Annotated in this window: 21 protein-coding genes; 12 read left to right on the top strand and 9 right to left on the bottom strand. The window is 46.4% G+C overall.

Going from position 1 to position 20832, the window contains the following annotated elements:
• The first annotated feature begins 66 nt into the window (after positions 1-66).
• Both ACLWNV_RS05025 and ACLWNV_RS05020 read left to right on the top strand, forming a co-directional pair.
• Positions 67-576: an NUDIX domain-containing protein gene (locus ACLWNV_RS05025; protein ID WP_413586820.1), complete on the top strand. Its 510-nt coding sequence runs from the start codon at positions 67-69 to the stop codon at positions 574-576.
• A gap of 151 nt (positions 577-727) precedes the next feature.
• Positions 728-1468 carry a substrate-binding periplasmic protein gene (locus ACLWNV_RS05020; protein WP_413586819.1) on the top strand — a complete coding sequence of 247 codons (741 nt, stop codon included), beginning with the start codon at positions 728-730 and terminating at the stop codon, positions 1466-1468.
• 83 nt (positions 1469-1551) lie between these two features.
• Here ACLWNV_RS05020 and rpe read toward each other — a convergent pair whose 3' ends face one another.
• The 4 genes from rpe to lptG form a co-directional block, all read right to left on the bottom strand.
• Entirely contained in the window at positions 1552-2190 is a 639-nt protein-coding gene (rpe, locus tag ACLWNV_RS05015; protein WP_413586818.1) for a ribulose-phosphate 3-epimerase, read from the bottom strand.
• A gap of 93 nt (positions 2191-2283) precedes the next feature.
• Positions 2284-3228 (bottom strand): methionyl-tRNA formyltransferase, encoded by a 945-nt coding sequence (gene fmt / locus ACLWNV_RS05010; protein ID WP_413586817.1) that lies wholly within the window; start codon positions 3226-3228, stop codon positions 2284-2286.
• Positions 3221-3835 carry a peptide deformylase gene (gene def / locus ACLWNV_RS05005; RefSeq protein WP_413586816.1) on the bottom strand — a complete coding sequence of 205 codons (615 nt, stop codon included), beginning with the start codon at positions 3833-3835 and terminating at the stop codon, positions 3221-3223. The genes fmt and def overlap by 8 nt, the downstream gene beginning before the upstream one ends.
• 27 nt (positions 3836-3862) lie before the next feature.
• Positions 3863-4942, bottom strand: coding sequence for an LPS export ABC transporter permease LptG (gene lptG / locus ACLWNV_RS05000; RefSeq protein ID WP_413586815.1), 1080 nt, complete (start codon positions 4940-4942; stop codon positions 3863-3865).
• 48 nt (positions 4943-4990) lie between these two features.
• On the opposite strand from lptG, the gene ACLWNV_RS04995 reads away from it, so the two are divergent.
• Genes ACLWNV_RS04995 through ACLWNV_RS04975 form a run of 5 tightly spaced genes read left to right on the top strand, consistent with a single transcriptional unit; the run spans position 4991 to position 8850 of the window.
• On the top strand, positions 4991-6124 hold the full coding sequence (locus ACLWNV_RS04995; protein ID WP_413586814.1) for a response regulator: 1134 nt from the start codon (positions 4991-4993) through the stop codon (positions 6122-6124).
• Between the two features lie 51 nt (positions 6125-6175).
• Positions 6176-7000 carry a carboxylating nicotinate-nucleotide diphosphorylase gene (gene nadC / locus ACLWNV_RS04990; RefSeq protein WP_413586813.1) on the top strand — a complete coding sequence of 275 codons (825 nt, stop codon included), beginning with the start codon at positions 6176-6178 and terminating at the stop codon, positions 6998-7000.
• On the top strand, positions 7000-7755 hold the full coding sequence (locus tag ACLWNV_RS04985; protein WP_413586812.1) for a biotin synthetase: 756 nt from the start codon (positions 7000-7002) through the stop codon (positions 7753-7755). Before nadC ends, ACLWNV_RS04985 begins: the two co-directional genes overlap by 1 nt.
• A complete protein-coding gene (locus tag ACLWNV_RS04980; RefSeq protein ID WP_413586811.1) occupies positions 7755-8303 on the top strand; it encodes a thioredoxin family protein in 549 nt (182 codons plus the stop codon). Before ACLWNV_RS04985 ends, ACLWNV_RS04980 begins: the two co-directional genes overlap by 1 nt.
• 4 nt (positions 8304-8307) lie before the next feature.
• Positions 8308-8850 carry a GyrI-like domain-containing protein gene (locus ACLWNV_RS04975; RefSeq protein ID WP_413586810.1) on the top strand — a complete coding sequence of 181 codons (543 nt, stop codon included), beginning with the start codon at positions 8308-8310 and terminating at the stop codon, positions 8848-8850.
• Positions 8851-9109: 259 nt separating this feature from the next.
• Here the strand turns inward: ACLWNV_RS04975 and ACLWNV_RS04970 are convergent, their stop codons facing one another.
• Positions 9110-10555, bottom strand: a complete 1446-nt coding sequence (locus tag ACLWNV_RS04970) for a methyl-accepting chemotaxis protein (protein ID WP_413586809.1) — start codon at positions 10553-10555, stop codon at positions 9110-9112.
• Positions 10556-10804: 249 nt separating this feature from the next.
• Between ACLWNV_RS04970 and ACLWNV_RS04965 the strand changes: the two genes are divergently transcribed.
• Entirely contained in the window at positions 10805-11446 is a 642-nt protein-coding gene (locus ACLWNV_RS04965) for a Crp/Fnr family transcriptional regulator (RefSeq protein ID WP_413586808.1), read from the top strand.
• 33 nt (positions 11447-11479) lie between these two features.
• On the opposite strand, the gene ACLWNV_RS04960 is transcribed toward ACLWNV_RS04965, so the two are convergent.
• The gene (locus tag ACLWNV_RS04960; RefSeq protein WP_413586807.1) at positions 11480-12244 is read right to left on the bottom strand and encodes a TerC family protein; all 765 of its coding nucleotides are present in this window, start codon (positions 12242-12244) and stop codon (positions 11480-11482) included.
• A 158-nt stretch (positions 12245-12402) separates the two neighbouring features.
• On the opposite strand from ACLWNV_RS04960, the gene ACLWNV_RS04955 reads away from it, so the two are divergent.
• Positions 12403-13698 (top strand): C1 family peptidase, encoded by a 1296-nt coding sequence (locus ACLWNV_RS04955; RefSeq protein ID WP_413586806.1) that lies wholly within the window; start codon positions 12403-12405, stop codon positions 13696-13698.
• Complete coding sequence (locus ACLWNV_RS04950; RefSeq protein WP_413586805.1) at positions 13688-14092, top strand: hypothetical protein; 405 nt, start codon at positions 13688-13690, stop codon at positions 14090-14092. The genes ACLWNV_RS04955 and ACLWNV_RS04950 overlap by 11 nt, the downstream gene beginning before the upstream one ends.
• On the opposite strand, the gene ACLWNV_RS04945 is transcribed toward ACLWNV_RS04950, so the two are convergent.
• Complete coding sequence (locus ACLWNV_RS04945; RefSeq protein ID WP_413586804.1) at positions 14089-14802, bottom strand: SIMPL domain-containing protein; 714 nt, start codon at positions 14800-14802, stop codon at positions 14089-14091. The two genes, ACLWNV_RS04950 and ACLWNV_RS04945, sit on opposite strands and share 4 nt — an antisense overlap.
• 128 nt (positions 14803-14930) lie before the next feature.
• Here ACLWNV_RS04945 and ACLWNV_RS04940 point away from each other — a divergent pair, with 128 nt between their 5' ends.
• Positions 14931-15587, top strand: a complete 657-nt coding sequence (locus tag ACLWNV_RS04940) for an OmpA family protein (protein WP_413586802.1) — start codon at positions 14931-14933, stop codon at positions 15585-15587.
• Between the two features lie 436 nt (positions 15588-16023).
• The gene (locus ACLWNV_RS04935; RefSeq protein ID WP_413586801.1) at positions 16024-17697 is read left to right on the top strand and encodes a peptide ABC transporter substrate-binding protein; all 1674 of its coding nucleotides are present in this window, start codon (positions 16024-16026) and stop codon (positions 17695-17697) included.
• 60 nt (positions 17698-17757) lie between these two features.
• On the opposite strand, the gene ACLWNV_RS04930 is transcribed toward ACLWNV_RS04935, so the two are convergent.
• Complete coding sequence (locus ACLWNV_RS04930) at positions 17758-19920, bottom strand: zinc-dependent metalloprotease (RefSeq protein ID WP_413586800.1); 2163 nt, start codon at positions 19918-19920, stop codon at positions 17758-17760.
• Positions 19921-20194: 274 nt separating this feature from the next.
• Entirely contained in the window at positions 20195-20683 is a 489-nt protein-coding gene (locus tag ACLWNV_RS04925) for a hypothetical protein (protein ID WP_413586799.1), read from the bottom strand.
• Positions 20684-20832 lie beyond the last annotated feature (149 nt).

Here is a 20832-nt window from a genome sequence, read left to right as displayed (position 1 = left end):
CACCAAAATTCAAACTTCTTGCTCTACAATTCTGGAATCACCTGAGTACAAGGTCAAGGAGACCCAGTGGCTAGACCCGCCTTTAGAGACGACAAAGAATATTATGAATCACTCCCAGGAAAACGCATCAGCACTGGTGCCCTGGTGTTCTATAAAAACCAAGCGCTGCTGGTGCAACCAAGCTACTCCGCAGGTTGGATTCTGCCAGGAGGCACAGTTGAAGCCGAAGAGTCCCCGATGGAAGGTCTCATCCGCGAAGTGAAGGAAAACCTCGGGATCATCATCACCCCGACTCATGTCTTGGCGATCGACTACATTCCAAACAAAGATGTCAAAGGTGAATACTTAAGTTTCCTTTTTGGTTCTGTGGATCTAAGCGAGCACCAAGCGCAGAACATTTCCGTGTCATTGAAAAACACGCGCGATTACAAATTCGTTGATATGGATATTGCTTACTCGATGCTTGTGCCGTCAGTCTCAAGAAGACTGCAAAGCGCCCTTAAAGCTGTGACGGAAAACTACGTTATGGTGTATTTGGAAGATGGAAAAATCCCTCCGAGGGATCTACCGCTCTAACATGCAGACAATGTGGCAAATTTCACTTCTGGCCAGCGAAAATGAAGTTTGCCCCGTTGTCATCAGTTGTGACCTAAAGACAGCATTGCGCCTTTGCCCTTGCCACCGTTCTGGCAATTCGAGATCATGAAGGCACGATGCAGGTCCATTCATGAAGAATCTTGTTTTAATAGCCCTAATCGTTCTGACGTTTTTGCGTTCAGCTCATGCCTCAGATAAATCTGAGATAAGAGTCGCCATTCCTGCGGGCTTCGCTCCACCGTTGATATTTGAAAATCCCGGAAAAATGGAAGGACTTGTTGTTGATTACGTGAATGCCCTGGCAGAGGCCATGGGCCGCAAGGCAACCTACAGCATCGTGACTCGCTATCGTCTGGTGGGCTATTTGTTAAAAGGTCAGGTGGATGTTTTGTGCTATACCAGCAGCAAATGGGACAAGAACACTGACACAATGGATTTTTCCAAAACGATTTTCACCAAACGGGAAGTTATAGTTGGGCCGGCACCCATGCCAAAAAAAATCGCTGACCTAAAAGGTAAGACTATCGGCGCGATGCTACAGTACGTCTATCCCATATTGGATCCATACTTTAAATCTGGAAAAATCAAACGCGAAGATAGCTTCAGCGAGCATGCGAACCTTAAAAAACTAATGAGTGGTCGCATTCAATATGTCGTCACCGATCAAATATTTTTGGACTACTTCCGCATGGAAAACCCGATGATCATGAAGAATCGGGAAACTATTTTTCTGGAAGAGTATCCAATCTCTTGCTCGATCAGCCGCCAGGGACGCGTGAAGAAAAAAGACCTGGATCGAGCCATTGACGAAATCAAACGTTCCGGGAAGCTGGAAGCCTTGTTCAAAAAGTACGGCAGCTCTTTACAATAATAAATTTCATTCGAATTGTGAAAGACAAATCAACACCACGCAGAACCGCTGTGGTTCCGCATCGCAGTACAAAAAGGGAACTGTTACCTCAATGAGGAAATGGCTTTTGCGTAGTCTTGACTGAAGACGTAGCTGCCAGCGACGAAGACATCGGCTTCATGACAAAGCTTTGCAGTGTCGGCGTTGATGCCACCGTCGACTTCGATCAGGCAGTTGAGGCTTTGTTTGATGATTTCGTGGCGCAGGCGCGAGATTTTGGCGATTTGATCGTGCATAAAGGACTGGCCACCAAAGCCAGGCTCCACCGTCATCACTAATACCAAGTCACACAAATTCAATAAAGGAATAACTGATTCAACCGGAGTGCCCGGACGAAGAGTGATCCCCGCCTTTGCTCCCAGAGCTGTAATTTGACGAAGTACCGACGCAGGATCGCGAGTTGCTTCCACGTGAATCGTCACATAGTCAGCACCGGCTTTGATAAATTCTGCGATATATTTTTCCGGCGCGGTGATCATCAAGTGAACATCAAGGGGAATGGGTGAAACTTTTTTAAGAGCTTTAACAACAGGAATTCCGATTGTTAAATTCGGAACGAAGTGCCCGTCCATCACATCAACATGGGCCCAGTCAGCACCGGCCGCCGCAATTGCCTTCACTTCTTTTTCAAGATTAGCAAAATCAGCAGACAGAATCGAAGGGGCAACCATTTTAACGCTCATTTTAAAACCTCAGATACAAGGCACAAGGAGGAAGCTGTACTACCAGTACAGCGACGACGAAGTAACGCAGTAGCTGAGATTTTAAAATGAGCGTTAGCCAATGTGATCTCCGTTTTTTAATGGATGTCCTTTTAAGAAATCGGACACCTTCATACGATTGCGGGATTCCGGCTGAACTTCAAGAACTTTCAATAACCCATCACCCGTCGCAACAGTGAACGAGTCTGCATCAACCGCAGTCACCGTACCCGGAGCCGCAGCTCCTGATGCCGGCAACGGACGCACTACATGCAGCTTCAATTTTTTACCATCCAGCAAAGTATAAGTCCCCGGCCCATAAACAAAGCCGCGCACTTTACCATCAATAGATTTTGCAGATTTCGCCCAATCAACCTGAGACTCGGCCTTGTCAATTTTTGGAGCGATCGTAACTAGAGATTCATCCTGAGGAACCGGCGCCAGATTGCCGCGCACATAGTCCATCAATTCCACTCGCAATAAGTCCGCACCTAAATCAGCCAGCACATCGTGCAACTGCAGAGCATGCATCTCGGGAGTGATCTTCACGCGGCGAATACCAATGATATCCCCCGCATCTAATTTCTTAACCATTTTTTGCAAAGCCACGCCGGATTCTTCATCACCCGCTTCAATCGCGCGTTGAATCGGGGCAGCACCACGCCAGCGTGGTAAAATGGAACCATGCACATTCACACAACCAAAGCGGAATGAATCCATAAAGTCTTGCGTAAGAATTTGCCCAAAGGCCACAACCACGCCGACTTCCGCTCCCCAGGAGCGAATTTCCGCAACAGCTTCAGGATCTTTTTTTAGGGATTCAGGAGAGATAACTTTCAGACCGTGTTCCAGTGCCAGCACTTTCACGGGGCTTGGAGTGAGTTGCATTTTGCGACCCGCCGGACGATCCGGCTGAGTCACAACTCCGCCTACTTCAAAATGTTCATCTGCTAGAAGCGCCTTCAAAGATGTTACAGCAAATTCTGGAGTCCCCAGAAAGCAGACACGGACCTTACTCACGCTCTTCGCCTTCAAGTTCTTTAGCGCGGGCTTTTTCCATTTGCTCACGCGTTGGATAGCCGTGTTTTTGAATTTGCTTTTTGATCTTATTGGATTTCACGAAGCTTAAATGATCGATGAACAAAGTTCCTTCCAGGTGATCCAGTTCGTGCTGCATGCAAATCGCAAGCAACCCGTCCACTTTCACCACGAACTCTTTACCGTTCACATCATAAGCGCGCATTTCGATGTAATCGTAACGCTCAACCGTTTCGTAATAACCAGGAACCGACAGGCAACCTTCGTCGAAAGTTGTTTTGCCTTCGCCTTTGATAATTTCAGGATTGATCAAAACCAGTGGTTGCTCCACGGCTTGTTCCAATTCTGTCATTTCCTGATCTTTATAGCGGCGACCTTTGTCGTCTTTAGGGCGAGTGTCGATCACGATCATGCGGCGAAGTTCGCCGACTTGAGGAGCTGCCAAACCGATACCGTGGGCATCGTACATGGTCTCAATCATGTCCTCTTGAAGCTGTTTTAGCTCCGGTGTACCGAACTCAGAGGGCTTCACAGAGTCTGCAACCTCGCGAAGTCTTGGGTCTGGGAAAGTGAGGATTTTCATGATCATAGGGCCTCCAAAGTGGCCCCCATTATATCAGCGTTTCAGCCTTTTGAGAAGGACCAAGGCCAATACGCCCATTAAGATATTCGGAGCCCAAGCGGCCACCACCGGAGGTACTGACCCGTGCTGCCCCAAAGTAATCCCCGACGAATAAAACACGTAATAAGCGAAAACCAAGCCCAGACAGATACCCAGGTTCAACATGGTGCCCCCGGAACGCGCTCGCCCCACACTGAAAGGCAGCCCTAAAAGGCTCATAACCAGGCCCGCAAAGGCGAAACTCATTTTGGACTGATAGCCCACTTCATAGGCAATCGTATCCAATCCCGCATCCTTATTTTTTTGGATAAAGTGCTTAAGCTCCCCCTGGGACATCATTTCCGCAGTCTGCCCGGCACTCTGTAAATCCTTGGAGTCCTCGGCCATCACGATGCTTTTGTCTTTGAAATCCGTGGTCAGAGGAAAGCTGGAATCCTTGGTGAACAACGTGACGGTGCCTTTTTCCAGCAACCATTTGGAACCTTCGATCGCGACATCGTGGGCCGTGATCATCTGCACCAAATCCCAATCGTCGTTAAAGAAATACATCGTGAGACCCTGTGCGCGGTCACCCTTGGCACTCAATGTTTTGATATTAAAAATAGAATCCTTGGTGCGGTACCAGATCTTGTTGGTCTTCACCGTGGAAAAGCGATGCGGCTCTTTTTTAAGGTCGTAATAGAAAATATAATTCTTTTGAGTGTTGGCCCGCGGAACCAGGCGATCCGTCATCACGTAACCTGCTGCCGAGATCAAAACTACCCACATCAAGACCGGGGTTGCAATCCGTATAAGACTCATACCCGCAGAAAATAACGCAACGAGTTCGTTATTCTTATTCAAGTTTGTCAGAGTCAAAATCGTGCCCAACAAACAAGCAACCGGAAGCAGTTTGGAAATAATGTCAGGGAAAGAGTAAAGGTAATAACTAAAAAACGTCGCCGTGCTGACACCTTTATACTGGGAAATCGTCGACATCGCATCGACGGCGGTGAACAAAGTCAGAAATATCAAAAGGCCACCCAGAAAGTAGCCAAAGAAAAGCCAGGATGTATAACGATCAATTCTGTTCATTCTTAGAGTTTCCTTGACTCAGGTCCAAAATCCTATTTAACTTTGATTATGGCTTTACGCGTCTTACTTGCAGATGAGAGTTCCACAATCAAAAAGGTAATGCAACTGGCATTGTCCGACTTCGCCGTCGAGGTGAAAGCGGTCCCAGTGGGTCTTGATGTTTTACCTGTGGCAAAAAGCTTTAAGCCAGACATTGTTTTTGCAGACGTACTTTTGACAAAAAGAAACGGCTATGACGTCAGCCTTGAGCTGAAAAGCGATTCTGAAACCACAAATATCCCTGTCGTTTTGATGTGGAGTGGTTTCATGGAAATCGACGAAAACAAAGTCACTGAATCCAGAGCCGATGGCCGTTTGGAAAAACCTTTCGATGCAGAACATCTGCGTGGTTTGGTCAACAATCTGGTCAAAAAGACTTCTGAAAATCCTGTCAGCCAATATCTAACTTTCCCGGAAATGCCAGAATTCGAAGAAATGCCTGCAGAGGGTTCTTCTTCTTCAGCGCAAATGAATCACGATGGTGGCACGGAGCTGGGCTCTTTGGATGATATTCCTGAGATCAGCGAAGACGAGGCAATGAGCCTTGATGTCCCGGGCGAGGAATTCGCTTCTGTTCCTTTGACAACTCCCAAGGGCGAGGACGAAATGGACGAAGGCGGCTGGGCTCACCAGGATTTAACAAAATTTAAATTAAACATTCCACAAAATGATCAGGACGACTTTGCGTCTAAATTTGTAATTCCTCAAGACGAGGATTTATCGAACGCGCACATCGAGGTTTCCGGTAATTTTGAGGAAATCAGCTTTGACGAAAATGGCCCGGATTTGACTGAAAAACCGGCTATGAACGCAAAAGCTCCTCCAGCGACTCCGCCAGAGGATTCTTTCCTAGGTAAAGTCGAAAAATCCGTCAAAGATCAAATGATGGAGACCCTGAATAAGGGCTCTGCTGCGAACAAGGCGCAACCAAGTGCTGCGGGGACGAAACCTGCTGCCACTAATGCTCAGCCCAAAACCCAATCCAAGGTGGACTTGTCCAACGAAATGATGGAAAAGATTGTTCGTGAGGAAGCTCGCGAAGTGATTGAATCCGTTTGCTGGAAACTCCTTCCCGAGATCGCAGAGCGCATCGTTCGCGAAGAGCTGAATAAGCTTATGCGCGAAACCGAGAAATCTATCTAGTACCTTTTTCTCTATCACCTCACATCAAGGTACGCCTATATGTGAGGCCCTATGACACTAATTGATCTGATCCGTGCCGCAATCAAAGAAGACATGCCCCATGGCGATGTCACGACGGAATCTCTCGCATTAACTCCCAAAGTGGGCCGTGCCCGTTTGAAAGCCAAAGAAGACATCATCTTGTCTGGTGCAGCTCCTTTTGAACAAACCATGCAAATGCTGGAACCAAATTGCCGCGTGAAATGGCATTTTGAAGAGGGTGACGAAATCCTGAATGGCCAGATCATCTGCACGATCGAAGGCGATCTGGTGCAAATCCTGAAGGCTGAACGCGTGGCTTTGAATTTCTTAGGCCACTTGTCTGGTATTGCGACAGTCACTCGTCGCTTTGTGAATCAAGTAAAGCACACGAAAACCAAAATCCTGGACACTCGCAAAACTACGCCCGGTTATCGCGAATTAGAGAAAAAAGCCGTGGCTCATGGTGGTGGCGTGAATCACCGTATGAACTTAAGTTCTGCGATCTTGATTAAAGACAATCATATTTCTGTTATGGGTGGAATCACAAACGCCGTGAACCGCGTGCGCGAGCACAGCAATCTTCCGATGGAAGTGGAAACCCGCACTTTGGCGGAAGTTAAAGAAGCAGTTGGCTTGAATGTCACTCACCTGCTTTTGGATAACATGGATAATGACATGTTGAAAAAAGCCTTGGAACTAATCCCTGAAGGCGTTCACACCGAAGCCAGCGGCAATATGAATCTGGCACGTGTGCGCTCGGTTGCAGAAACTGGCGTGAGCTTTATTTCTGTCGGCGCTTTGACCCATTCGGCACCAGTGGCTGACGTCAGTTTGATTTTCGCGTGGGAGGAGTAATGACTTCCGAAAATCCCATGAGCGAAATTCGTATCGGTGATGTGACGGCCAAGTGGGCTCGCAACAATCACCTGCACGTTGAATACAAAGCTCAACAGGAAAGCACCAACCTGACTGCCAAAGAATTGGCATTCGAGGAAGATCTTTTGGAAGAATCCCTGTGCTTGTTCGTGACAGATCATCAGACAGCGGGCCGCGGTCGCGGTAAAAACTCCTGGACAGATGCGACTCCAGGCTCTTCTCTATTGAGTTCCTGGTCTTATCTTTTGCCGATGATGCCACAACCTACAGCTTCATGTCTTGTAGGTTTAGCAGTGTATCGTGCGTGTTCGACGACTTGGCCCTTTTTGAAATGGAATTTAAAAGCTCCTAATGACATTTATATCGGCGACAAAAAAGTGGCGGGTATTTTGTTGGAAACCGTCGCGCAAGCTGATGAAGCCAGATTTATTGTCGGCCTGGGTGTCAACATCACGTCATCCCCGGCTTCCGTTGAAACTTCCACGAGCGTTTTGCAGTCATTGCCTGAAGGCGCGCCTTTGTTGGGCGAGGACTACACCGCATTCCTGGATCGCTTGGTGTTTGAACTTTCCGATGCTGCCTCTCACTGTGATCAGCCGCTAAGCCCGACGGATCAGTTGTCATTGCTTCATGCTTTGAACCTGCACCCAAAGCTTAAAGAAAAATACACGGCGATGGAAGCGGACGGTTCCCTTTACCTAGGTTCTAAAACAATCAACTGGAGTGAACTGTAATGGCTACAACATTTACTCCTTTTCCTGATTTAGGAAATTCGGCCCCGGAATTCAAACTTCCAGCGGTGGATGGTAAGACTTATTCACTAAAGGATTTTTCCAACGGAAAACCTTTGGTCGTGATGTTCATCTGTGCGCACTGCCCTTACGTTCAAGCGGTTGAAGATCGTTTGATCGCTTTGGGAGCAGATCTAAAAAAAGACGGCGTCAACGTAGTGGGTATTTGCTCGAATGACCCCAAAGATCATCCCGAAGATTCCTTCGAGGCCCTGGCGAAACGCTGGAAAGAAAAAAATTATTCTTTCACATATCTGGTGGATGAATCTCAGGATGTCGCAAAAGCCTTTGGCGCGGTTTGCACGCCGGATTTCTTTGTCTATGATGGCGAGTTGAAGCTTACTTATCGCGGTCGCCTGGATGACTCCTGGAAAGATGCCAGCAAAGTGAAGCAACGTGAATTGTACGATGCCGTACAAACACTTTTGAAAAATCAAAAAGTTACTGAAGATCAAACAGCCTCCATGGGCTGCTCAATTAAATGGAAGTAGAACAATGAGATATATTATAGTTTTTGTCGTGGTCATGGTGATTTCTTTCGGCACATACCTTGCCACTTACCTGGGTGCATTCAAAGGTGTCGAGATCTCTGAAGCGCAACAAGGTCCATTTAAGACAATCTACATCGAGCACGTGGGTCCTTATCACAAAGTAAATAAAGTGATCGAAAAAGTTGAAAGATTCATGAAAGAAAAAGGCGTGATCTGCCAACGCACTTTCGGTGAATACCTGGACGATCCTCGTCAGGTTGAAGAAGCTCGCCTGCGCTCCAAAGTGGGTTGCCTGATTGATAAAATGCCAGAAGGCGCCCCTGAAGAGATGAAAGAGGGTGAAATCCCGGCGCGTGCTTATGTTGTGGCGGTCTTCACTGGCTCCCCTGGAATCGGGCCTTTGAAAGTCTACCCACGTGTTGAAGCGTACCTTCAGCAAAAGAATTTGAAGCAAACAGATGCTTCCATCGAAATCTACGAAATCCACTCCATCACAGAAAAATCTGCGATGACAACAACTTACCTATTCCCGGTTCAAGCGAAGTAGCTTTCTGCCTGCAGCGAGAACCTAATTAAAAAGGCCGTCACCAACACGGCCTTTTTTTATTCGAAAACACTGAACTCTCTGTTGCCTAGGTTTAATTTCTACACCCGTAGCGGGTGTGGAAATTGCGAAATTGATAGACAGCACTTACAAAAATGCCAACAAAGAACGTAACAAGTAAGTCCGTACCTTTTAAACGTACGGACTTACCTAATTATCGGATCAAAAATTATCGCCCGCGACTTTATCCAGGACCGTACCTTTAACTTCCGAAGACTACTTTTTCTAACGAGTTCACTGAATCTTTTAATTTTGTCGATTGCACGGACAGCTCTTCTGCCGAGGCGGCGGTTTCTTCGGAAACGGCGGCATTTTCTTGAGTGGTTTGATCAAGTTGGTTCATGGCCTGGCCGATTTGATTTACGCCGCGGCTTTGTTCTTCACTGGCTTGGGCGATGTTGGAATTAAGCTCCGCCACGCGGTGAACGGATTGCAGGATTTCACCAAAGACTGAGCCGCCTTGTTTGGCTTGCATTTCGCCGGTCTCGATTCGCGCGGCACTTTCGTTAATCAGTGAGGCGATATCTTTAGCGGCCTCTCCGCTTCGCTGTGCAAGACCGCGCACGGCCTCGGCAACAACGGCGAAGCCTTTTCCTTGCTCACCTGCCCGCGCGGCTTCCACGGCAGCGTTTAGCGCTAACAGGTTCGTTTGAAAGGCGATATCGTCAATCACGGAAGTGATCTCCACCACGCGCCTTGAATCAGCCGATATAGCAGACATTGACTGCACCAACTCCTGAATTTGTTGCCCACCGTTTTCAGCGATACCTTTTGTAGCTTGCGCAAGTACTGAAGCCTCCCTTGCACTTTCGGAATTGGATTTCACCATCGAAGACATTTCCTCCATGGTCGCAACCGTTTCTTCCAATGATGATGCCTGAATCGTCGAAGCCTTTGATAATGAACCTGATGATAGTGCAATTTGCTGGGAAGCTGATTCCACATGATCGCCGGACTCTTTTAATACTTTCGAAATATCCTGAAGATCTTTGATCGGACGGCGAACGATGAACACCGCAATCACCATCGCAACGGCACTTCCCAAAAGCACACACAAGGCCATGTATCCCACGGGCGAGGCTTCCCCTTTTGCCGCTTCTGCAGCGTGGGCTTCTTTCACCATGCTGCTAACAGCAAACACGCCGTGCAGTTTTCCGTCTTTCCAGTTTTCCATCGGATAACCCAAAATATCGCGGCCGTTATTCCAGGGACTGGTCTTTGGATCTCCGTGACAGACCAGACAGCCATAATCCTCGCGTAGGTAAACCGGGCGATAGACGATCACTTGGCTTTCACTATTGACCACGTACTCCTGAAGTTGGCGGTTCGCATCGAACTTTCTAAAGATCGCCATCTCCACCGGGGTTGCAGTGTTTTTTAAGTCACGGGGTTCGTCAGAAAATACACGAAAGCGATAGTGCTCTTTTTCAGAGTCAGCCGCGCCGATTTTCATGCCTGCATAAATCGGAACCTGCTGCAGAATCACTTCCACATCATCCTTGGTGAGCTCCCTGGAGTCATTATACATCTTCGTGTAACGCTCTACCATTGTGGCAAGGCCGCCCTGATTTGCAACGTAGCGGGAGGCCGCATTCAACCGGGAGTGGATGGTTCGTGCTTTCTCAACCAACCCTGAACGAAATTGCACTTCGCTAAAGTAAAGACAGGTGACTAGGGCCCCTGCCGAGCAAATCAAACAAGAAACTAAAACAGAAAAAAGAAACTTAAACCTTAAGCCTCTTTGGCCAAACCATTTCATTTACGCCCCCTCAGCAACAAACAAAACACCGTGTAATTATTGTGAAGAACGAATGCGACGAGAGAATGATTTGTATCTTTGGCGAATATGATGCAAATCATACGACGTGAAATTTCCTTATGATAGGGACTCGCCTTTATGATGCATTCACAGAACAAACAATGCCAAAACTGCTTTCTGCTGGATAAGAAACTGATGCTCAAAGACTCCACAGCGGCGACGCTGTTAAAGTCAAAATCAGTTCAAAACGTCAACGCCCACGGATGCATCATCAGTCAGGGTTGTTTGCCGCTAAATATTTACTGTGTGGCTGAAGGTAAGATCAACACCATCGAGCGCGATCTGGAAGGACGCGAGAATCTGGTATCCACCTTCACTGCAACCAATCTCTTTCCCCTGACCAATATCGTTTCAGATCTACCCACCGATTATGAATTCATCGCCGAAGGCAAAGCGCGCTTGTGCTGCTTTCCTGTCAAGACGGTGCGGGAGCTTTTAACAGCTGACCCTCAGCTTTCGATTTTATTTTTGAAGAACGCCTGCTCCAGAGGATTAGACAGCTACGAGCGCATCGTGATTTTACAGTCTAAAAGTGCGGCGGATAAAGTTTTAAGAACCGTTGAACAATTCCTGGATGATGATGGTTACTGTCGCCTGACCCGTAAGGAAATCTCCCTGTGGGCTAATCTTACGATTGAAACAGTAATTCGCACTTTGACTTCGCTGGAAAAAAAGAAGCGGGTTAAAAAATCCCCGCTTGGAATTCAGCTTCTTTCCTAAAAAAAGGCCACTTCGCAGTGGCCTTTTCTTTACTTACTTCTTAGCTGCTTCTTCGCCAGCAAAACGTTCGCGAAGCTTAACCGGTTGTTTCGGTTTTTGCTTGCGCATGCGGATATTCAGCATCTCAACCCCTACTGAGAACGCCATCGCAAAGTACACGTAACCTTTTGGAATGTGGACCTCAAGAGCTTCCACTATCAATGTGAAACCGATCATTAACAGGAAGCTCAACGCCAGGATTTTAAGAGATGGATGAGAATCCACGAAGTTGCTGATGGATTTTGCAGAAACGATCATGACGATTGCGGAAATCACAACCGCTGCGATCATCACACCAATTTCACTAACCATGCCGACGGCTGTGATAACAGAGTCCAATGAGAACACCACGTCCAACAAAAGAATTTGAAAGATCACAGCACTGAATGAGTGCGCGACGTGATTGGACTGACTGCCCTCGACACCTTCAAGCTTGTGATTGATCTCCATCGTACTTTTCACGATCAGGAACAGACCGCCCAGTAACAAGATCAAATCACGACCGGAGATCTCCTGCCCAAACACCGCAAATAGCGGTTCTGTCAGACCAATGATCCAGCTCAGTGAGAACAATAAGATCACGCGCGTGATAACCGCAAGTGCCAATCCCGTTACGCGGGCTTTGTCCTGTTGCTCTTTAGGAAGCTTACCGGCCAAAATTGAGATGAAAATAACGTTGTCGATCCCCAGAACAAGTTCCAAGGCGAATAGTGTGAAAAACGCGATCCAGATTTGTGGATTCGAAAGCATTTCGATCATTGAAAAGCACTCCTTTAGTAGTGTGCCTCAAAATTAAAGGAGCCTTAGGATTTTGACTACAGAAATCCGCTCACATTGCGCTTCATTTTTATTCAAATTTGTTAAGTTCAAGGCCACCCCTACTTGGGTAACTGTCCCTGTATGCCGATAAAATCACTATGAAATTTCTATTTATAATACTTCTTTTTGTGGTCCCTCTTAAAGCCATCGCTGGTGACGTGGCTCTTGGATGCGCAAATGAAAGCCTATCCGATTTCTATGGTCTCATCAAAAAAGATTATGAAACCAAAAACGCCACAGCTTTAATTTCCATGCTGCAAGATCAAGTCACCAAATGCGGAAAGAAAACCCAACAAGTTCTGGGTGTCGACGATCAATTTCTAAAAAGCATGGCTAAAGAGTCCCGCAAACGGGAGCTACTTCGTTTAAAAGAAAAAATAGACCAAGCTTCTCAGTTCGGCTCCATCCAGGAGTACGAAAAAAACTTCTCTGAGCTTGCCGTGGACCAAGACCCGGCATTCCTAAAACATTTCAACGAGAAAAAGAAGCAGAGCCAAATGGCCTCTGCCTATGAATCTAAAACCTGCACTCAGATCGATATGACTAAGGATATGCCTCCAGTTCGCAACCAGGACTCCGTAGGTTGGTGCTACGCTTTCGTGGCGGCGGACTTGGCTTCATATAAATTGAAAAAAAATATCTCTGCGGCAGATATTGCGTTGGAATACCAAGACAACTGGATAGATGCATTGAATAGGTCACTGGGGGAAACGCCAGCCGCAGAACTTAGTGGCGGCCGGGCTGGCGACGCAGTCGAAAGAATGTCAGAAAAAGGATTCTGCTTAGAAAGGGATTTACCTAGCGAAGACAATATTGGTGGGGACTTCAAGGCCACTCTAAATAACATAGAAGACTTGGGCCGTGCGCTGATTTCTGCAGACTCGAAGGCTTGTGAGGGAATTGCCTTTGGTGCCAGATCCATATTTCCAAATGCCAATACCTCCGATATACGCGACGTACTTGAGAAGTCCTCTAAAGGACAGTTCATCAATAACCTTCGAGAAAAAACATGCAAAGATCGCATCAAAGGAAACCTTAAGACGGAAAATTTTTGGGTTAAGGGAATTTACCCTGAGGGTGTAGATCATTTGGAAGCGGCAAGGTCTATTGACCAGCAGCTGAGCGCTAAAAACCCCGTTGCACTGGCACTGGATGCAAATGCATTCTATGACCGCTCGGTCGTGAGCGTCCGGGGAAAAATAGGTGCCCACGCGGTATCTATAGTAGGTCGTCGCTTCAATAAAGCCAGCGGACAATGTGAATACCAGATACGCAACTCCTGGGGCACAGGATGCTCATCCTATGATACCGCTTACGAGTGCAAGAATGGACAATTTTGGATGAACAAGGCGGATGTACTAAAGCACACCTACGGAGTCACCTATGTTAGGTAGTATTTTACTTTTAATTGGTTTGCATTCCCCTGCGCAAGCTCCATTGGTTTGTGAAAAAGGTTATTTACGCGAAACCACCAATGGCAAAACCACTGAAATCGCAGCCACCTATTGCTACAATCAAGATAACAATATTCTGACTTCACCCAGCTGCAAAAATCTGGATTGCCCAGCTGCGTTTGATAAAAACAAGAAAATAGAAAAATCGAAAGTTATGAATCAAACCAGCAACCCCGGATTTAATATTTGCCGGGAGATTGACGGAAAACCACAGGTCGTGGAATTCAAGGTGGGGAAAAACTGGCACCGACTGGATCGTTGTACTTTTAAAGACGGATCCTTCGTCAGCACCAGTGAACTTGTAGGGTTTTATTTAAAACCCCGTCGCGATTAATTAATTTCGTACTCCGCCGTTACTTCCACGCGCACTTTGATTTGGCCAGAGCTTAATTCCGTTGGTGCCGAATCCGCCATGGCTTTCATCGCAAAATTACGCATCACCGGAATCGGCGGCTGGTTTGACATCGTGCCATGACTGATGCGGGAAACGCCTTTGATTTTAACTCCGGCCGCTTTCGCGATCTCTTCAGCTTTCATCTTTGTCGCACGAACTGCATCACCCAAGGCTGAAGTTTCAGCTTGTTGACGTTTATCTGAATCCCAGTTGATGGAATTAACATTCACACCGCTCTCTTTGGTTTGCTTTTCCGTTACCAATGCATCCAGGAAACGACCTGCATCGTCGACCTTACGCAAAGTCACCATCAAGGACTGCACCACTCTAAAGCCCACCATCTTGTTCGCTTGCGCTTTTTGGTCGTAAACGTACTCAGGGTTCAAACTGTAGTTGTCAGTTTGAATGTCCTCTTTTTTGATTTTGAATTCTTCAAATACTTTTTTGACGTCTTTGAATTGATTGGCAGCCAGGGTCTGCGCCTGCTTTGCAGTTTGTGCCTTACTCCAGATCTCGACGGTCATATTAACCATGTTCGGATCCAAGCCTTTTTCGGAAGAGCCACTGACTACGATCATGCGATCTGCTCCTTGGGCCATACCGCCCCAGAGTGTGACAGACATAAGTAAGATACCTAATAGCTTGTTCATATTAACGCTCCTTCGTTTTAATGCCTCTCAGAATAAAACAAAACATATATGAGCTCCAGAGGGATTGACGAATATCTTGCGCCTTGGCAAACTTTGTCTGTTCACAAATAAATGAAGGAGTCCTATTTATGAAACGTCTGGTTCTTATCGCAACTGCTGTGGCAATGATGGCTACAGGCTGCGCAACTACTGAAGAAAATCCAAATGCAGCCAAAGGTGCTGGTATCGGTGCGGCAATTGGTGCTGTTGCTGGTGCAGTAATTGGTCACCAAACAGGCCGCAGAAATGAAGGCGCACTTATCGGTGCAGCACTTGGCGCAGGTATCGGTGGTGGTATCGGTCACCGTATGGATAAACAAGCTAAAGAACTTGCAGCTATTGCTGAAACAAAAAGAACCGAGCAAGGCTTGATCACAAAACTTAAATCAGACATCTTGTTTGACACTGGTAAATCAAACTTGAAACCAGCTGCTCAGTCCAACATCGCTCAGCTTGCACAGATTATGAAAAAGTACCCGGAAAACGTTCTGACTATTCGTGGTTACACTGATGACACTGGTACTGCGATGAAAAACAACCCACTTTCCAAAGATCGCGCTGAAGCAGTTCGCGCTCAGTTGATCTTGGGTGGCGTTCCGGCTGATACAATCAGCTCTGTAGGTATGGGAGCAGCGGATCCAATTGATCCGGCTAAAACTGCAGCGGCACGCTCTAAAAACCGCCGTGTTGAAATCGAAGTTACTGTAGACGCTTCTAAAGTTCCTAAGCAAGCTAGCGCTCACTAACTTTCGTCTCTATAAATTAGAATTTACTCAAAAACCCACCCGACTAACCACGGGTGGGTTTTTTATTTTTCAGACGTACATCCCGTCCAAATGCGAACAATCGCACCTAAAGATGACCCCCATCATCCGATTTTGGGCCCAGTTTTTATAAAATATAGCTGTGGGTAAGAACAGGAGTTGTATGACAGATAGTCCGAAAGGATTCAGCCTTAATGAGAAAATTCAGATAGGAGCACTCTTACTAATGGCCGGAATCATGACTTACATACTTTTATAAAAATTCGACTGGGAGCTTGCTCTCTCTCCATTGTGGGCTCCCCTCTGGTACCGCCCCCGCATTCTCTCCAATGCGGGGGCATTTGTTTTTCAAGATACTACTTATTGCCTTCGATTTTTAAACCAAGGTACGATCAGAAATCTAGATAGGATTCACTTTATGATTAAAATGTTGTCCGTATTTTCTTTAGTCGTGGTTTCTTCACTATCAGCACAGGCAGCAGGTCCAAAGGACGAACTGCGTATTGCAGTAAACGCTGAATTCGACACCATCCATCCTATCGTCAACACCATGGCAGCGGGAGGACTGGTTCAAGACGCGATCATGCGTCCGTTGGTGATGATTACACCAAATGGCAAACCCCAGGCAGTTCTGATCAAAGAAATTCCCACTATCGAAAATAAGAAAGCGCAGATTTTTTCAGATAAAACCGGCACGCACCTAAAAGCAGAAATCGAATTTATCGACAATGCCCAATGGGGCGACGGTAAACCCGTCACCTGCCGCGATCTGGAAGCCGGTTGGAAGATCGGCAGCCATGACCTGGTAGCAACACCGAACCGCGATGACTATGACAACGTCAAAGACATCGTGATCGATAAAGCCAATCCTAAAAAGTGTTCAGTCATTTTCGATAAAGCCCAATACAATTTCTATGTTTCAATGCCGCGACTCCTGCCCGCTCACCTGGAAATGCCAGTCTTTGAAAAATACAAAGGCCAGGTGCTAACTTACGAACGTAATTCCCTTTATGCTTCAAAAATCACGGAGCCAGGTCTTTACAACGGTCCTTACCGCGTCAGTGAACTTAAACAAGGCAGCCACATTGTTCTGGTTCCCAACGAAAAGTTCTATGGCCAAAAACCTTACTTTAAAAAAGTTATCTTTAAGTTCATTTTAAATTCCACTTCGATGGAAGCAAATCTTATGAGTGGTAATGTCGATATGACTTCGTCATCAGGGATGAGCTTTGATCAGACACTGGCATTCGATAAAAAAGTGAAGTCGCAAAATCTTCCTTACGAAGTAAGATATGTCGCTGGTTCCATGTACGCGCACATCGAGCTAAATCTGGATAACTCCATTTTGAAAGATCTCAAAGTCCGTCAGGCATTGAATTACTCTTTTAATAGAGCCGAGATGGCTAAGTCTTTTTTTGATAGCAAGCAACCCCCAGCACTGCACTTCTCAACCCCTTTTGACGAGTGGTACACCGACGATCCAAAAATCATTAAGCTTTACCCTTACAGCCGCATCAAAGCACAACGCCTGCTGGATGAAGCCGGTTGGAAAATGGAAAAAGACGGTTATCGTTATAAAGACGGCAAGAAAATGTCCCTGACGATGACGAACGTTGCCGATAATAAAATGAACGAAATGATTGCCGTGTATTTGCAAAACCAATGGAAACAATTGGGTTTGGAAGTGATTTTAAAAAGCTTCCCGGCAAGAATCTTTTTTGGCGAAATCCTGCGCCAAAGAAAATTTGAAATGGCAGCACTGACGTGGGTGGAATCCCCGAACATGGTTCCGTCAGGCACAATGAGCTCAACCATGGTGCCATCACAAGGTAACGGCTGGTCAGGTCACAACCGCTCGGGCTGGAGAAACAAAGAAGTCGACAAACTTTTAGTGCAAGCCACAGAGGAATTTAACTCTGCAAAACGCACCGAAATCATGCGCAAAGTTTTAGCGGCCTATACCGAAGAACTACCACAGCTCCCAAGCTACTACCGCTCAAACACCTCAATCATCCCCAAGGGCCTAAAAGGCTACGAGATGACCGGTCACAACAACAGCGAATACCTAAGAATAGAAAACTGGCACTTCTAATAAGTGCCAGGTCCTGTTTACGTATGCACCGTCCTAAGGAATAGGACCTGGCACCTTATGCTAGTTCTTCCACTCCTGCTTGCGAAGCTTGGTGAAATCAATGACTTTGTTAACCGCTTCGGCAGCTTCTTTTTGGTCAAGACGAATTGCAGCTTGCAACCAAGCTGCTTGTAGGGCCACTGCCTCGTCTTGGGTGAGGCCGGCCTTAATCAAAAGAGGGATGGTCTTTGGATCCTTCACCTGATTCTGGAAGAAATTTTCGCCAAAAGCCTTCACAGGATCAAGGGAAGCCACAAATGCCTTCATACCGCCAACTGCTAAAAGATCATTGGTGATTTTTTCATCGCCTGGTGCCTGATAAGATCTATAGAAATCCTTTGCACGATAATAGTACGGGTTTAATCCCTGCAAGTACTCTGGAACGATGTCATCTACCACTAACAGCGGCTGCAACTTCTCGGGGACTGAAGTGTACAAGGAATCAGAAAAATTCAAGGTAGGCCCAAAGTTGAAATAGTATTGCGCAGAAGCCAAACCAATAGCTCTTAATTGTGGTAAGTTCAATTTTAACGTAAATACCGCATTTTCTACCGAATAGCGAGCCTTAGACAGTATGGTTTCGCGCGCGGCAAAAAACACGTTATTGTAAAGGTCACGGCGCTCGCACCCAAGAATCTTTCTTTCTGCATCATTACCCGCCGCTATGTGCTCATCTGCGCAATACATGTTTGCCGTACGCTTAACTTCTTTGCCGAAATAACCCCACTCAACCGCAGCGGTATCATAAGGAAGGGAATTCTTTTTGGTGTATTCGCCCAACACGGAATACGCAGGCGTAGGAGGATAGTCCATCACTGTGGAGCTTAGGGCCACAGGTTTAATTGTTCCATCTTTCTCGATCAGCGCCATGGCTTCCGCGATTTCCTGATCACTGGCCGGTGCATTTGAAGTGCCTGCAAAGTTATGGCGAAGGCCGATCACATGACCTAACTCATGGGCCATCACTTCACCGACAATATTAACTTTATGAATAGCAGCCGCATCCAGTTCCAGGTTACACAGACCGCCAAACATACCAACTACATTGTCAGATTTAGGTTTGCCGTCCACGTACAACTTATCCGCGGTAAAGGTCGAAGTGATATAGACGATTGCTCGCAGGGACTCACCGGTCAAAGGATCGGTTTGAATATTGGCGAAGGCACCCATTCCCTGATCCCATTGAATCCAACGAACGACGATCGAGCGATCGGGTTGAAATGCTTCGACCTTAGAGTCAAATTCGACTTTCATTACTTCGCGACCAAAGATGTTGTTCCAGTATTTTACCGAAGAGTCGACACCTTCACGCAAATTTTTTGGAAACTCAGGAGCCACCAGGACACGAATCGGACCGCGGGATTCAGCAATATCCCAACGAGCGATTTGTCCCAACGGCTCGCGCTCGTCGGAGTTACTTTTACCGACCTTATTAATGAAATAACCAAAGCGCTCTTGGGAGTCGTAGTTGCGAACCACGAATTCCTCGTTGCTCACATAGGGTTTAATTTCAATCGCTAGTGTTGCACCCTGCTCCACTTCTTTGGGAATACTGGATTCAACTTTCTTTTGAATTTTAGCATCCAACTCCACATAAGACTTAAAGGGCACCACCATGCGGATGTCCTGCACCAATTGAATTGCATTGTCTTTTAAGACAAGGGACTTCACGAAAGAGTCTTTAACTTGCAATGCCTTCTCTGATTTTGACTCAACCAATTGACTCTGCACGGAATAAATTCTTGGATCGGTAATATCCAGTCCCGGTTGCAAATTTATACTAACAAAACCCTGACCAATATCAAAAACCACATCTTCAGCAGTTTCGGAAACAACGGCAAAAGTTTGAATCAGGGTATCCGCGACGATTTGTGACTGTAAATTATCTGTTGAGCGATTGTAGACAGCAATGCGATCTCCATTGCGCTCAAAAGATACCACCATCGATCTGATATACTCTGGAGCGGCCGCACGAGTAGCCGCCGTTTTGATCGGCATCAATAAGAAGAGTTTCCCCAAAGAGGACTTGGCAAAGCTCACCGTGTTCTTTTGAATGGTCGCTGTCGCTTCGATTTTCGCGGGAGGCAGAAGCTTTTCTTCGACCCGGACGGTCTCTTTTGTACAAGCCATCAATAAGGACGAACACAAGAGCACAGCCACAGACGTACGGTTCAAGAACTGCATGGTCACTCCTAAAAAACGCCCCAGTCCCACTGTCTAAGAATGAGACAGCGCGACCAAATTGGGAGCCCATTCGGGGACCAACTCCAATTAAGCGTGTTTAAATTTTCAGAAGTATAAAGGATGCAAGAAGATGACCTGGATTCAGGTAAGACAAGGAAAACTGTTCCCAAGAGAATGGCGCACTGCCTACGTAAATAGGACCTGGCACCTTTTGGGCAAAAAAAAGCCCGCTCGAGAGCGGGCTTTTTAAGCTATTCCAATTTAACTAAATTAATTAGTTAACAGATGCGTTGTCGCAAGTTGGAACTGTGTATGCTTTAGTGAAAAGCAAACGAGCTGGAGCTTCGTTACCAACTTGAGAGTAAACTTTTACGTTAACAGTCAATGGGTAAGTGCCAGTGTAAACAACGTCACGGCAAACAGTTTTGTCACCTTTAGTAGAATCACAGAAAGATTCTTTTTGAGTGTAGTTGATTGGAGTAGAAAGGATTTCAGAACCAACAACTTCGAACTCTGTGCGACCGTTTTGGTTAGTTGGTTGTTTAGTAACAACGATGTCTACTGGCTTTTGAGTGCGTAGTTCGTTACCATCAACGCAAACGAAAGTGTAATCAATAGCGCGGCCCATGTATACAGCTGGAGCTACGATTTGGTATGGACCTTTAGCTGCAAAGATTTCTTCCCAAGAAGAGTTTGCAGAGATAGCTGCGTTAGCAGTTTGACCAACGATAAGAGCGGCGATAGCAAGGATCATGTTTTTCATTCTAATTCTCCATTAGGTTTGAATGATGTTTTTTTGTTGTGCCGCCTAAATGCCCTCGTTTACGCGCAAAGACAATTCGATTTTGCGTGATGCGTAAATTTCACCTGATTTATGAAATCTTTCCATTTAACATTACAGGTAAAGTGTCC

It is taken from the genome of Bdellovibrio sp. HCB274 (assembly GCF_047306075.1).
Classification (GTDB): Bacteria; Bdellovibrionota; Bdellovibrionia; order Bdellovibrionales; family Bdellovibrionaceae; genus Bdellovibrio.
This window is presented reverse-complemented; position numbering and strand designations above follow the sequence as displayed.